This is a genomic window from Microcoleus sp. AR_TQ3_B6 (genome assembly GCF_036702785.1).
In the GTDB taxonomy this organism is placed as follows: domain Bacteria; phylum Cyanobacteriota; class Cyanobacteriia; order Cyanobacteriales; family Microcoleaceae; genus Microcoleus.
Window position 1 is genome coordinate 1 of the sequence record NZ_JAUBVJ010000010.1, and the last position, 14,667, is coordinate 14,667.

At 45.5% G+C, this 14,667-nt stretch carries 8 protein-coding genes; 6 read left to right on the plus strand and 2 right to left on the minus strand.

What is annotated here, in order from left to right:
- The coding region (locus QUB56_RS07410; RefSeq protein ID WP_332954427.1) for a hypothetical protein at window positions 1-236 on the plus strand (236 nt) is incomplete at its 5' end.
- A 293-nt stretch (window positions 237-529) separates the two neighbouring features.
- Here QUB56_RS07410 and QUB56_RS07415 read toward each other — a convergent pair.
- Complete coding sequence (locus tag QUB56_RS07415) at window positions 530-892, minus strand: nuclear transport factor 2 family protein (protein ID WP_332954428.1); 363 nt, start codon at window positions 890-892, stop codon at window positions 530-532.
- 147 nt (window positions 893-1,039) lie between these two features.
- Window positions 1,040-2,878 (minus strand): ATP-dependent zinc metalloprotease FtsH3, encoded by a 1,839-nt coding sequence (ftsH3, locus tag QUB56_RS07420; RefSeq protein WP_332954429.1) that lies wholly within the window; start codon window positions 2,876-2,878, stop codon window positions 1,040-1,042.
- A gap of 179 nt (window positions 2,879-3,057) precedes the next feature.
- Here ftsH3 and QUB56_RS07425 point away from each other — a divergent pair, with 179 nt between their 5' ends.
- The 5 genes from QUB56_RS07425 (at window position 3,058) to QUB56_RS07445 (ending at window position 14,404) form a co-directional block, all read left to right on the plus strand.
- Entirely contained in the window at window positions 3,058-3,183 is a 126-nt protein-coding gene (locus tag QUB56_RS07425) for a hypothetical protein (RefSeq protein WP_332954430.1), read from the plus strand.
- Between the two features lie 373 nt (window positions 3,184-3,556).
- Entirely contained in the window at window positions 3,557-6,670 is a 3,114-nt protein-coding gene (locus tag QUB56_RS07430; RefSeq protein WP_332954432.1) for a glycosyltransferase, read from the plus strand.
- A 129-nt stretch (window positions 6,671-6,799) separates the two neighbouring features.
- A complete protein-coding gene (locus QUB56_RS07435) occupies window positions 6,800-8,128 on the plus strand; it encodes a glycosyltransferase family 1 protein (RefSeq protein ID WP_332954433.1) in 1,329 nt (442 codons plus the stop codon).
- A gap of 22 nt (window positions 8,129-8,150) precedes the next feature.
- Window positions 8,151-12,437 (plus strand): O-linked N-acetylglucosamine transferase family protein, encoded by a 4,287-nt coding sequence (locus tag QUB56_RS07440; RefSeq protein ID WP_332954434.1) that lies wholly within the window; start codon window positions 8,151-8,153, stop codon window positions 12,435-12,437.
- 107 nt (window positions 12,438-12,544) lie between these two features.
- A complete protein-coding gene (locus QUB56_RS07445; RefSeq protein WP_332954435.1) occupies window positions 12,545-14,404 on the plus strand; it encodes a tetratricopeptide repeat protein in 1,860 nt (619 codons plus the stop codon).
- Window positions 14,405-14,667 lie beyond the last annotated feature (263 nt).

Here is a 14,667-nt window from a genome sequence, read left to right on the forward strand (position 1 = left end):
AGTTGGTAGGCTTTCTCAATGCGTTGGCAGATATCCTGTACAGCTTGAGAGCCGACCGTTTGCCAGAACGCTTTACGGTTTCTGTGTTTGGCAATATGCGATTGAAGTTTTGCACAATTCAAATGCTTTCCCCACATCCGGTAGTACCGTTTATGGAGGGCAATGCAATGGTTATAAATCACCCCGGCAGCATTGATACTTCGCTTAAGGTGTTTATTCCGCTTGCTTTGATATAGCTTGAACTTCAATGTTTTCATACTGATTACGATAACATAATAGGATAGCAATTGGGTAGCCAAATGACCAGAGAAAGATTAAGCGTTCATATTGCAGTGAGTCGGTTAGAGAAATTGCGGAGAATTGCCAAGCAAGAAGAAAAACAATGACTCAACTTATAGAAAACGGGATTGACAAACTCAAAGAGAAAAAGCCGTCCTAGAAGGACGGGGCTTTAAACCCAGCTTTTTGGTAAAGCCTCAGCATCGCTCGGTTGTGCCATCCATATTACCGCCCTTTGCATAACCTCGCTCTACCCGTTGTAATGAGCAACAACTTTAGTCACTTTTCCCGTTGAACTGACTTCCATAAACTCACCTGCCTTCGTGCCTTTTTGGTTGATGTAGTAAAGGACAACACTGGAAAGTCCCCACATCACATCAAGCAACTCAAACTTAAGGTCAGGATAAACTTCCAGCCCCTTTTTGAAGTAGTTTCGTAGCGCTTCTTTGCCTGTCACTGTCCCAGATGGTTCGTTTAGCAGTTGCGCTGCGACAGGCGATATCAGAATTACATCTTCTGCGTAATGGGACATGATTCGATCGAGGTTATGAGTATTCCAAGCTTCTACCCAATCAAGTGCAAGTTCACGCGCTCTATCTTCAGTGAGGATCATGGTTTGCTACTCCAATGCTTTTTTTCGCTACTTCCTGTGTGCCCACAAAAAAATCGGGGCGATTCCCGACAATTCCAGAATCACCCCAATTACCGATTTCAAACTTTAGATTAAATCTAAAATCCCAAATCTAAAATCTAAAATCGATTAGGCGATCGTCGCCATCTTGACATCGCTGTTGGCCAGCAAATTTTGCAATTCATCAGCATCCACAGTTTCCTTTTCAACTAGCATATCTGCCAAAGCATTAAGGACGTGGCGGTTGCCGACGAGTACATCTTTAGCGCGGTGGTAAGCTTGCTCTACCAACAAACGCACTTCATCATCGATCGTCGCTGCGGTTTCTTCGGAGAAATCGCGTTCGGCCATGATATCGCGACCCATGAACATATTGCCTTGTTGGCGACCGAGAGCCACAGGACCTAGCCGATCGCTCATTCCGAAGCGAGTCACCATTTGGCGCGCCACTTTTGCCACTTGCTGCAAGTCGTTGGAGGCACCGGTTGTTACTTCTTCTTCGCCGAAGACTATTTCTTCAGCAATGCGGCCGCCCAAAGCTACCGCCATTTGATTTTGCAAGTAAGAGCGAGAATACAAGCCAGAATCCATCCGATCTTCGCTGGGTGTGAACCAAGTCAAACCGCCAGCGCGGCCGCGGGGGATAATGCTAATTTTCTGCACGGGGTCATAATCGGGCATCAGGGCACCGACTAAAGCGTGGCCGGCTTCGTGGTAAGCTACCAAAGTTTTGCGCTTTTCGCTCATCACGCGGTCTTTCTTTTCCGGACCGGCGAGTACGCGGTCGATCGCATCATTGACTTCATCCATCGAGACTTCAGTCAAGTTGCGGCGGGCGGCCAAAATTGCTGCTTCGTTGAGCAGGTTTGCCAAATCCGCACCTGTGAAACCAGGTGTCCGGCGGGCAATTTTTTCCAAGTCCACGTCTTTCGACAAAGTTTTGCCGCGGGCGTGAACGTTGAGAATTTCTAGGCGGCCTCCGAAGTCGGGGCGATCGACTACAACTTGGCGATCGAAGCGACCCGGACGCAGCAGCGCCGCATCGAGCACGTCGGGGCGGTTTGTGGCAGCAATCAGAATGATGCCAGTATTGCCCTCAAAGCCGTCCATTTCTGTCAGCAACTGGTTCAGGGTTTGTTCCCGTTCGTCGTTACCACCGCCCAAACCAGCTCCCCGCTGGCGGCCTACCGCGTCAATTTCATCGATAAATACGATACAGGGAGCGTTCGATTTAGCTTGTTCAAACAAGTCGCGGACGCGGGAAGCACCGACACCCACGAACATTTCCACAAATTCTGAACCGGAAATCGAGAAGAAGGGAACGCCTGCTTCACCAGCCACTGCTTTTGCCAGCAGGGTTTTGCCAGTTCCGGGAGGGCCGACCAGCAGCACGCCTTTGGGGATTTTTGCTCCGACTGCGGTGAAGCGGTCGGCATTTTTCAGGAAGTCCACGACTTCTGCGAGCTCTAGCTTGGCTTGTTCGATGCCGGCCACGTCGCCGAAAGTCACCTGAGTTTGTGGCTCCATTTGGACTCTAGCTTTGGATTTGCCGAAGTTCATGGCTTGGTTGCCGGGCCCGTTTTGGGCGCGCCGCACCAGGAAAAACAGTCCCACCAAGAGCAGGATCGGGAAGAACAGGCTGCTGAGGGCTTTTACCCAAAAGCCTTCGTCGCTTTGGGGCAGAACGGAAATGTCTACGTTGTTTTTGGTCAGGATGTTGATCAGTTCGGGGTCGTTCGGCAGGTTAACGAGTACCTTGTTGCCGTCCTGAGCTGTAACCAGAGCTTTGCTGCGGTCAGAACTGATATTTATTTTGTCTACTCTCTTGCCTTCGACTTCCTGAATGAATTGACTGTACTTCCAAACATCCCTACTTGGGGGCTGTTTGTCAACCAATGCCGTTGCTAAGGCAATGACTACAATAGCCAGCAGTGCGTACAGGCCAGCGTTTCTCCAACGTTTATTCACCGAGGTCGATCCTCCTATTTTTTAGTCCCTGTGACTGGGGAATTTTTAATTATGTTCATCAATCTTAACGTAATTGTAACTTGTTTGCTGCCCGCAAGTATTGGGTGAAGGAATAACGGAGTTTAGTTGTCTGTCCCAGAGAGCGCTGGGCTCGGCCCGGCCACGACCGGAGGCTGAGGATGTTAGGAGGATGGACAGAACTCAAGGGCGGACGATCGCCCGACGGCTTCCCAAGAGTGCGCTTGTGCGCTAGATTTAATTGGCGATCGAACTGGCGATGGAATTTTCCAATCTCGGCTGCTTAGACCTAAAACCTTAATTTGTCAAGACACAGGTAAAAAATTTATGAATGCCAGCTAAGTCTTTCTGGTTTGGCGATCTATATAACTGAATAACTGAATATATTGCACCATTGGCGATCGGGTTTTAAAGAGCGGGCGCGGGCGGGACGCTCACCCCACAACAAGCTTGATATCTTCTCGCTTCACAGGCATCCTTGATATCTTCTCGCTTCACAGGCATCCTTGATATCTTCCTGTGGAACAGGTCCGAGGGCCTGTTAAGGGAGAATGCTGCAAAATATCAGATATAACGTATATATGCTGGTAAACTTTCTCGTGCCAAGATAGATACGGCCCAAATAAAAATCGATTTTTTTTCAAATCAATCCTTGAAAAAATGATTAACACAAAACCATCAGTCAGTATCGGAATGCCAGTTTACAACGGTGAAAGCTACATTCGGCAAGCCCTAAATTCCCTGCTGGCACAAGACTATCCCAATTTTGAACTAATTATTTCCGACAACGCCTCTACAGACAAAACTCAAGAAATATGTCAGGAATACGCAGCCAATTATCCTCAAATTCGGTATTTCCGAAATGGCGAAAACCTCGGTTCTAGCAAAAATTTTAACCGAGTTTTTGAATTGGCGATCGGCGAATACTTTATGTGGGCTGCCCATGACGATTTGTGGCATCCGAGTTACATTAGCAAATGCGTTGCCAAACTCCAAGAACACCCCCAAGCCGTCATGTGTTGCAGCGAAGTTGCATTCATCGATGAAGAAGGAAATATAAATCCCGACTGGAATCATTACAGAAATCGAGAAACCCTCGGCATGGAAGTTAGCGAGCGAGTATTTACACTCGTTAACAAGCTAACTTGGATTGAAGTGTACAGCCTGATTCGCAGCAGTGCTCTCAAACAGACAAACAAGATGAGTTCCAGCTATGGAGCCGACGTTATTTTAGAGTTAGAACTATTTATTTTAGGTGAAACAGTCAAAATTCCCGAAGTTTTATTTAGCTACCGGATTCCCCGCAAAGTAGCTAAAACTTCCTACGATTTAATGGTGAGTCTCAATCCAGATGGAGCCGACCAGCAGCGCCGAGATTATCACTTGTCCTTAGCCAAAGAATTGTTAAAAGTTGTACAGAACTCCGGCTTAGACGAGACATTGAAAAAGTCGATATGCACTGACTGTATCGCAACAGTTAGCGAAAGTCAGGAATGGTTAGAAATGATTGCTAGAGAACAGTTATTGCCGTTCCAGAACCCCGCCCTTATCCAACAAGTTAGATTATTTGTCAGAAATCAACTGCAAGAACAATTTAGACCGAGTAACTTGATGACAACCAGCCGACTGTGCATTTATCGAGACTTTTTAACCGATTATTATCGGCATTGGATTGCCAAAATGAAAGAGGAGTTTACTCCTCGACGCAAACAGTGGGAATTTGTGGCAATTGTCCAAGCTTTGCACGAACGGGGCTTGCTGGGCAGCGGTAAAAAAGGTTTAGGATTTGCTGTCGGAAATGAGCCGTTACCGTCTTTATTTGCTTCCTTTGGCTGCGAGATTGTGGCGACAGATCAAGGTTTGAATCCTGTTAGCCAAAAACAGTGGGCCGAGACAGACCAACTTTGTAAAGGTAAAGAAGCTCTCAATGAGAAGGGCATTTGTCCGCCCGAACAATTTGAGAGATTAGTTGAATTTCGGGAAGTAGATATGAACTTCATTCCTGAAGATTTGAGGCGAGGAAAGTTTGACTTTATTTGGTCATCTTGTGCTTTTGAACACATAGGCTCCATCGAGAAAGGGCTGCAATTTGTCCAAAATTCTATGGATTGTTTAAAAAGCGGCGGAGTTGCTTTTCACACGACAGAATTTAATTGTACGTCCAATGCAGGGACGCTAGATTTACCGAATTTAGTGTTTTACAGGCTTCAAGATATCGATCGACTAATTAAAGAATTAGAGAAACAAGGACACTGGGTAGAACCCGTCAGCTATGAAATTGGCAGAGATGAACCCGATTTAAAAGTAGCAAGAGCACCTTATACAGAACCGCACTTAAAATTGGAAATGGGCGGTTATGTGGCAACCTCTCTGTTGCTGATTGTCCGCAAAGACTATTATAAAAAAGGGGAAATTGGCCCCAGCGTACCAGTTGTTAGTCAGGAAAGGGAAAAACCCATAAAAATAATTTACGACATTTCTGTTCTCGGATACGGTCAGTACACATACAGCTCCCGAACAGGTGTTGCCCGAGTCATTGAAAATATTGCATTGGGTTTGCTTGCTTCCAAAGAAATAGATTTATCTTTTGGCGCGACTGATTCTTGGTACGCCGTGAAAAGTTGCCTAGATTACTTGCAGACTCAGCCAACTTTTCGGGGGATACCTTTGGCTCACTCCAGCTTTTTCAGACTTTTTGAAACCCAATTAATGGAGCTTTACAAGATGCTAGAAAACCGGGAAAAAATCTTCCCGGAACAAAGCCAAGAAGCCCAATCCAAACTTTTAACAGACCAATTAAAAAAATACCTTTCAAATTCGATCGGCATTTCCCAGCAGCACAGCCATTTAATCGACCCTTCGAGCTTGAGCGAAGCCGATATTTTCCACGCGACCTTCTATCAGATTCCCCACCAAGCACGCGAGCGCAAAAAGCTCAAAAAATTTGCGACTGTTTACGATTTGATTCCCATCATCTTGTCGCAGTTCTTTATCGGTAAAAATGATACCGACTACCAGAGAATGCAGGCCTCTTTAAACAGCTTAACGGCAGAGGATTACATTATATGCATATCTGAAGCTACCAAAAATGACCTGCTAAATCACGTCAAACTCGACCCGGAAAGAGTGTTTGTAACTCATCTAGCTGCAAATACGGCTTTATTTTACCCCTGCAATGATGGGGAAAATATGGCATCGGTCAAGCACAAATACGGCATTCCCGACGCACCGTATATCTTGGCCGTCAGTACCTTAGAACCTCGAAAAAACCTCGAACACGTCATCCGCTGCTTCGCTAAAGTCGTGCAGCAACAAGGTATCAAAGACCTCAACTTAGTTTTAGTAGGCGCTAAAGGTTGGGAGTACGAAAAAATCTTTCAAGAAATTGCTAACTTCGGCCTGTCAAAAGAGCGTATCATTATTACTGGCTATGTAGCCGATGAAGATTTAGCTGCCCTGTACGGCGGTGCGATGGTTTTTGTTTACCCGTCGCTGTATGAAGGTTTCGGTTTGCCGCCTTTAGAAGCAATGCAGTGCGGGATTCCTGTCATCACCTCGAATAATTCATCGCTTCCCGAAGTAGTCGGCGATGGGGGAATTATGGTCGATGCGGCAGATGCTGACGGACTTTGCCACAGCATTCTCAAACTGTACAGTACACCTGCTTTCCGGCAAGAAATGTCTTTAAAGTCGCTAGCGCAAGCGAAAAAATTTAGCTGGGAAAGGTGCACTCAGGAGACAATTGCTGCTTACAAAACAGCTTTGTCTGGTTGAGAAATCCCAGCAGGTTGACGGAGTAAGTCCTATCTGTCATTGGCAAGTGTTGCGAAGAATCTCAAACCCTTTCAACACCGCCCGCTTAGTGCGTAAGTCCTATCAGTCTAAGAAGCGAGTTAACCGAGTATGTCAATTGCACGGGAGCATCAAATTAAAGTTATTTACGATATCTCTGTCCTCGGACAGGGACACCTGCACCAGCGCGCTAGAACCGGCATTTTTAGAGTAGTTGAAAGTATTGCTGAAAATTTGGCAAACTCGAAAGAATGCGATTTGTTATTTTGTGTCAGTCAATATTTGCATTTGTTGGATGCGAGTTTGGATTATCTGGAAACAAATCCAAAATTAGCGGGTATTCCCCTGCTGCATTCTAGCTTCGCCAGGGTTTTTTACAGGCAGCTACTCGCTGTTTACAATATGCTGGATCTTCAAATTAAAGCAAATGATGCTGGCAATGCTGTCGCGGACAAAGCTGTTTTTGACCATTTGAAGAACAATTTACAAAATGCCGTTCAAATCATGGGCGGTTCCTTTGTTCCGGTAGATGCTCATAATTTAGAGTCCGCAGATATTTTTCACTCGCCCTACGATGAAATCCCTGTTTCGGCAAAGCAAACAAGTAAAACTCAGATTTTTTTGACTATTTATGACTTGATTCCTGTTTTGTTCCCGCAGTTTTTGCTGAGCGAGCAAATCCCTTTACTTTACAAAAAAACCTTAGCAAGCATCTCTCAAAAGGATTGGGTGATTTGCATATCGCATTCAACTAAGAACGACCTTTGCAATTATCTCAAGATAGACGCTTCGAGAGTTTTCGTTACGCATCTGGCTGCGGAACCGACTGTATTCTACCCCTGCGGCGATGCGGAAAAACTTGCTGCGACTCGCCGCAAATACGGCATTCCGGATGCTCCTTATATTTTGAGTTTGGGTACCTTGGAACCTCGAAAAAATCTCGACGGTGCTATCCGCAGTTTTGCTAAACTAATTGAGGAACAAAATATTAAAGATTTATATCTGGTGTTAGTGGGTAGTCCGGGATGGAAATACGATAAAATTATGGCAGAAGCTTCTCAGAAAAAGATTCTAAAAGATCGGATAATTTTTACAGGATACGTCCCAGAATCGGATTTGGCAGCGCTTTACAGCAGTGCTTTAGCATTTGTCTATCCGTCGTTTTATGAAGGTTTTGGTTTGCCGCCTCTGGAAGCGATGCAGTGCGGAGTACCGGTGATTACCTCAAATACATCTTCGCTTCCAGAAGTAGTTGGGGAAGCGGGAATTATGGTCGATCCAAAAGATACTGACGCGATGAGTCATAGTATGCTGGAAATCTACAACAAATCATCGCTGCGAGAAAGTATGTCTTTAAAATCTTTGGCACAAGCTAAACTTTTTAGCTGGCAAAGGTGCACTCAAGAAACTATCGCTGCTTATCGAACTGCTTTATCGTAATTTTACAGTCAACTCACCAATCATGAAAATAGTTATTGACGGCATATTTTTTCAAAGCCAGCAAAAAAGCGGGATTAGTCGCCTTTGGCAGTCTTTGATGGAAGAATGGGTAAAGTCGGGTTTTGCTGAGAATATAGTAATGCTGGACCGCGCCGGCACAGTACCGAAGATTGCTGGCATTCAATATCGCTCGATTCCGGTTTACGATTACAACAAAACTGATGCTGACAAACAAATGCTGCAGCAAGTGTGCGATCGCGAAAATGCAGATTTATTTGTTTCTACCTACTATACCACACCGATTTCGACGCGATCGGCATTTGTCGCCTACGATATGATACCCGAGGTTACCGGAGGCGACCTCAATAATCCCATGTGGCGAGAAAAACATCATGCTATCCGCCAAGCATCTTCCTACATCGCCATTTCCCAAAACACTGCCCGCGACTTAGTAAAGTTTTTCCCCGAAATATCTCCGGCATCAATTACTGTCGCTCACTGCGGCATTCAAAAACATTTTTATCCTTCTAATCTACCAGAAATAGAAGCATTTAAAACTGCACACCGGATTGATAAACCCTACTTTTTAATAGTAGGAGAACGTTTGGGATTCAACGGTTATAAAAATACGATCGCTTTTTTTCAAGCTTTATCGAGACTCAGCAGCAAGTCGGGATTTGATGTTGTTTGTACTAGCGGTCAACCTTCGCTAGAACCTACCTTACAACCGTACACTGCTGGTGTAAACGTCCACCTGCTGTATTTGGGCGACGATGAATTAAGAGCGGCTTATTCGGGTGCGATCGCCCTGATATTTCCCTCGAGGTCTGAAGGTTTCGGACTGCCCATATTGGAAGCAATGACTTGCGGTTGTCCCGTCGTCACTTGTCCCAACAGCTCGATTCCCGAAGTAGCAGGCGAAGCAGCGTTTTATGTAAGCGAAAATGATGTCAATGCACTGGGAAATGCGCTGCTTGACGTGCAGAAGCCGGATATTCGCAACTCGTTAATTGCTGCCGGACTTGGACAATCCCGCAAATTTTCTTGGTCAAAAATGGCAGGAACAGTTAGTTCAGCGTTGATGCAAGCCTGCGGCAGCCAACAGCAAGTCCCGGCGAAATCGCCGGAAGCTCCAATCTTATTGTCAAGCATTATCGAACAATACCAGAAAAATTCCTCTGATTTATCTGCACTAGCAAATGTCCGCCAAGTTAGAAAACAAATTGCAGCAATTTGGCTTAACTTACCAGCCGAACAAGTTGCAAGTGCCTTTGCAGGCGAGGCCGGCAAACAGCACCAAGCGCTGCTGGCCACCGACATTAGATATGAACCGCTAACCGATACAGAAGAGACTTTGGTGAGCGAATTAGTCGCAAATGTGGCGAAAGGATTTAACGAGCCAAAAGCCATCAATTACCTGCTCGCAGCCATGCTGTACCGGCGGGCAGACCAATTGCCGCTCCAGTACGATCGCGCTATAGTGCCTAATTGGTTGGCCAACGACTATCTCAAATTCATATTTACTTGTCCGAATCTATTCCAAACCAGAGGAGAAGCAGACAGTTACTATCAATTCATGCAAGGCTGGGTGGATTACGTCCATAGCAATATCTTCAAAAATCCCGATTCCCAACTTTGGCAAAATCTAGCTTTATTTTTCTCGCAAGTTGCGAACTTTATCCCGCTGTACTTTACCGCGGCCAACCTGCGCGATATTTACACGAAACGGGCGGAAATAATCGAGTTTTCGCTCAAAAATCGCGGCTGTTCAATTGATTGTATCTTCCCGGCGCGATCGCCAAATCGGACAAAAATCCGCCTCGGCATTCTCAGCGACCATTTCGCGCCGCAAACCGAAACCTTCGCTACTATCCCGGTTTTCGAGCATTTAAACCGCAACCAGTTCGAGATTTACCTGTACGCGCTCAACACCAGCGGCCACCCATTAGAACAATACTGTCAAAGCCGCGCCGACAAGCTGGTTGCACTCCCGAAAGACTTTGCATCGCAAGTCCAAACAATCCGCGCCGACGACTTAGATATCCTGTTTTTAGGTACTAATTTAACAGCTATTAACAAACCAGTTGCCTCCCTAGCAATCCACCGTTTGGCGAGGGTACAAACTACATCTTTCTGTTCCCCGACAACCACCGGAATCCGCCACATGGATTACTACATCGCAGGCCAATTTACCGCGCCGGATGCTAGTTATCAAGAACAATATCGGGAACAGTTGGCTGTTCTCGAAGGCAGCGGTTTTTGTTTCAAATACGCAACAGAATCGGAAGTGGCGACTGTTAAACCTACCCGCCAAAGTCTCGGAATTTCCGACACAAAAACAGTTTTTATCTCAGGCGCTAACTTCTACAAGATTTTGCCGGAGTTGAGAGAAACTTGGATCGAGATTTTAGCGGCAGTACCAGATTCTGTCTTGATTTTATATCCCTTCGGCCCCGCTTGGACTCGGACTTATCCAACCACACCTTTTGTCAACAATATGAACGCTGTCTGCGCTAAATACGGCGTGAATAACAACCGCTTGCTGTTTGTAAAACAACTGCCTACTCGCGCGGATGTGAAAGAATTTTTGCAGCTAGCAGATGTTTATCTCGATTCCTATCCTTATGCTGGGGCAACATCGTTAATCGATCCTTTGCAAGTAGGATTGCCGACGGTGGTTGTGGAAGGAAATGCTTTGCGGTTTCGCCAAGGTTCGGCGATGCTGCGGGAACTGCAAATGTCTGATTTAATCGCGTATGACGAAGCATCTTACATTCAGCTAGCAGTTACTCTCGGCACTAATCCTGAACTTCGGCAGCGCTACCGGCAGGAAATTCAGCAGAAAATGCAAGCTAATCCGGCTTGTTTTGACTGTGTGGCATACTCAGGGGCGATCGGCAAATTATTCCAAGAACTCTTTGGCAAATGGCAAACCAGCCACCAGGAAGCATCCCGCAGCTTACAGGATAGCATTCCCAAGCAGCCAGATTTGGGCGAGATTCTCTCGAATGCAGTCAACCTTTATCAAAGAAACTCTTCAAACATCTCAGCAATATCCGAACTGCGTCAAATCCGCAAACAAATCGCCGATTTTTGGCTGGACGTTCCCCCCGAAAACCTCGAAACTGCCTACAAAAGCGCTTCAGGTAACAGCTATCAAATCCTGCTCAAGAGCGGCTTTCAACATCAAGCGATGATAGAAACCGAACAAATATTTTTGCAGCAATTAACCCAGATTAGCAAAGGATTAGTGCATCCGAAAGCTGTCAACGCCTTGCTCGCGGCGATGCTGTATTTCCCGCCGGGAACCATGCGAATTCCCGACGCTCGCAACCGTTTGCCCCATTGGTTAATTGGGGATTACGAAGAAGTTTTTGAGACTGAAGCCGCCGTCAAGTCTGATTCAAGTTCTGACTTGCTAGCTCAATACATTCAATCGCCACAATTTGCGAATCAACTGTTAGGATGCGTCAATCTTTACCGCATCGATCCGTCTGACGAATCGGTGGTTTTAGAACTCCGCCAAATCAGAAAACAAATGGCTGATTTTTGGCTGACTGTTCCTTCAGAGAAACTCGAAAGTTTTTACCGAGGAGACGTTCGTAAGGGATATCAAGCAATACTTAGCTGCGGCTTGCAAGCAGAATCTATGACGGAAGCGGAACAAAAATTTTTGCAGCAATTGACCGAAATTAGCAAAGGGTTGGTGCAGCCTCAAGCTATCAATGCTCTGCTGGGTGCGATGCTGTATTTTGTACCGGGTAAAATGCGGGTTCCCGATGCTCGCACCCGCTTGCCGCAATGGTTGCTTGAAGATTACGAAAAGGTGTTTGAAAGCGCATTTGCGACAACAGAAGAAACTGTTGTCAAACAAGATTATCTGCCGGAGTTTCTCAATCAATTAACTGCTGCTGTCAATCTCTATGAAATTGACCCGACGGCTGAATTAGTAATAGCTGATTTGCGGCAAATTCGCAAGCAAATTTCTGATTTGTGGCTGAGCGTTTCCGGCGAACAAGTAGAAGTTTTGTACCGGAGCGATTTTGGTAAGGGTTACAAAGCTATGCTGGGCTGCGGGTTTATTAACGAGCCGCTGCATGAGAGCGAGCGCGAGTTTTTTAACTCGTTGGTTGTTGAGTTGAGTAAAGGGTTTGGAGCGCCTAAAGCTGTAAATAATTTGTTGGCGGCGATGCTGTATTGTCGCCCTGGACTGTTGCGGGTTCAGGATGCGAATACTTGCTTGCCTCCGTGGTTGTTGGCGGATTACGAGCAGTTTGTTGGGGGTGCGGTTAAGGTGGCTGTTGGGTGAAAAAGTGCGTTAGCGAAGCCCTCGAAGAGGATCGCCCTGCTGTTTACATCGGTACTATTCACTGGTATAATTTGTAAAATTACTACCGAAGTTTCCATTTCTTAAAGATGAACAGCACCAGCGATCGACACTCCTATTCCAAAAGCAATTCGGATGGAGGGGCGATCGCCCCCAAGGATATTTCAGCGCTCAACCGCCAAGCTGCTGTATATTTTACTCAGGGGAAGTTTGCAGAAGCGATCGCACTTTGCCATCAAGTCATCATCATCAAACCCGATTGCGCTGTAGCCTACGACATTCTGGGTGCTACTCTCCTGTCACAGAAAAAAGTAGGTGCGGCTATTCGCTCGTTTTCTCAAGCCCTAGCAATCAATCCTAACTCGGCAACAATCCTTGCCAAATTAGGCTATTGTTTGGCTGCAGAGGGGAGACTGGATGAAGCAATAACTACTTACCAAAAAGCCCTTCAGTTAAACCCGAATTGGGCTGATGTTTATTTGAAAATGGGCAACCTATTGAGTCAGCAAAACCGCTGGGAGGAAGCTTTAGATTGTTGGCTTAAGATTGCTAAAATCGCTCCTACAATGGTTAGTGCCGAGTCATTCGTAAATTTTGGGAATTTTCATTTAGCTCAAGGTAGGTTAGATCTGGCGAGCGCTTGTTACCGCGAATCTATCTCTCAGAAACCAGACTGTAAGTTGGGTGACTTAAACTTAGGATTTGCGCTCAAAAACCAAGGAAAAATCCCAGAAGCGATCGCGAATTGTATTCAACTCCTTCAAATTCGGCCGTTTGCGGATGAAGCTTACCACTATTTATTCAATTTATTGACAAATTTAGGTAGAAAAGATGAGGCGATGGCTTGTTACTACGGGGCAATTCCTCTGGACCTGATTCGTGAATTTTGTCCTTCAACCGTCGATAGTGAGTTAATTACCTCTACCTCAAAGGCGAAAATATCTGTTCTCTCCCCGCAATTTCTACCCAGCGAAAACCTTGGCTCTAATTTCAGAGAAACTGAGGGTGAAAACCCACAACCATTTGTAGCTGTTATCCCTAACGGACGTGCTTGGGGAGATAAATATACTCGGGCCGTCATTACTTCAGACGATCGGCTGTTAGAGGATATATCTACAGGTAGTCCGAGTTTGATTATCTCTTCAAATCGGTTGCCTCCCCCGGTTGCCATTGAAGGAACAGTAGCTTTTTTAGCGAAAAACTACTGTTACAATTATTATCACTGGATGTTTGAGTTTTTGCCGCAGATTGAATTGCTGGGCCGCTCGGGTATAGATATAGGTAGTATCGATAAATTTGCCGTCAATCATTGTTGCTTCCCGTTTCAGAGAGAAACAGTCAGCTTGTTGGGTATTCCGTTAGAAAAAATTGTAGAAACCGATAATAATAATAATCACATTCAAGCTCGTCAATTACTGGTGAGCAGTGTCATCAGAGAAAGTACAAAATGGGCCTGCGATTTTCTCAGAAGAGAATTCTTGAATGATTCCATCATTGCTGTGGAGAAAAAACAGCGAATTTTTATATCTCGCAAACAAAGACGGAGAGTGATTAATGAAGATGAATTAGTCGCAGTTTTAAGTAAGTTTGGCTTTAAAAGTATCGCGCCCGAATCACTGTCTGTGGCCGAACAAGTATCGCTGTTTGCTAATGCTGAAGTTGTAATCGGAGCTCACGGTGCGGCTCTGACTAACACAGTGTTTTGCAGTCCAGGTACTAAACTTATAGAAATATTTGCACCTGATTATGTAAACCCTTGTTACCGCAAACTTAGCAGTCAAGTTGGTCTCGAATACTGGGAATTTATCGGCGAAAGGGTTCCGGATCTTGACTCGGACGGCCACCAGCAGCGAGGAAAAAAAATTCACTACGTATTTGAAGATATTTTAGTCAATATTGCTGCGTTATTAAATATGATGAAATTGGCAGGTGCGATCGGGCCAGCCTAAATGATTCCTGTAGCTTCTTCCAGGCAGAGCCTGGAAGTTAAAAAAGGTTAATTCAATTCAACACGAGTTCTGGCTGCTGAGTCTCAAACAAAGGGCGAGTTACCTGACGCACTAGCACTGTTTCTAAACTGCCTTCTACTACACTTTCTGCTTCTATTTCCAACTCGCCCCACAATAGGGATTACTTTAGGACTTACGCAAGTAACACAATAGAGGTTGAGATTATCAAATAATAAGCGATCGCCCTCCTTATGTGAAAACCC

Coding starts and splice junctions, on each gene's coding strand:
- QUB56_RS07415 (WP_332954428.1), bottom strand. CDS start 892: ATGATCCTCACTGAAGATAGAGCGCGTGAACTTGCACTTGATTGGGTA.
- QUB56_RS07425 (WP_332954430.1), top strand. CDS start 3,058: ATGTTAGGAGGATGGACAGAACTCAAGGGCGGACGATCGCCCGACGGC.
- QUB56_RS07430 (WP_332954432.1), top strand. CDS start 3,557: ATGATTAACACAAAACCATCAGTCAGTATCGGAATGCCAGTTTACAAC.
- QUB56_RS07435 (WP_332954433.1), top strand. CDS start 6,800: ATGTCAATTGCACGGGAGCATCAAATTAAAGTTATTTACGATATCTCT.
- QUB56_RS07440 (WP_332954434.1), top strand. CDS start 8,151: ATGAAAATAGTTATTGACGGCATATTTTTTCAAAGCCAGCAAAAAAGC.
- QUB56_RS07445 (WP_332954435.1), top strand. CDS start 12,545: ATGAACAGCACCAGCGATCGACACTCCTATTCCAAAAGCAATTCGGAT.